Here is a 315-nt window from a genome sequence, read left to right as displayed (position 1 = left end):
CAGCAAATTCACCAACAAAAGCACCGCCCATGATTGCATGCCCTTCACGTCCCGGTGAATTATTTAAATCGGCGATCTTACTTCTGCGAAGCCTCTCAAAATCTCTAGCAAATAACGGTAAGCGCCAGAGCGGTTCTCCGGCTTCGTATGACGCTTCAAGCACTTGCTCAAACCAATCTTCATCATTCGTCAATGCACCTGTTGTATCCACACATAAAGCGACAATAACGCCACCTGTTAATGTTGCCACATCGACTAAATAATCGGCTCCCTGATGATTTGCATAAGTGACAGCAGCAGCAAGCACTAGTCGGC

Annotated in this window: 1 pseudogene; it reads right to left on the bottom strand. The window is 47.0% G+C overall.

The features are described from left to right. Positions 1 to 315: pseudogene (locus PZE06_RS27520) on the bottom strand (leucyl aminopeptidase); the annotation flags it as partial.

Origin of the sequence: Robertmurraya sp. DFI.2.37, from assembly GCF_029211245.1 — a bacterium.
GTDB lineage: Bacteria > Bacillota > Bacilli > Bacillales > Cytobacillaceae > Robertmurraya > Robertmurraya methanolica_A.
This window is presented reverse-complemented; position numbering and strand designations above follow the sequence as displayed.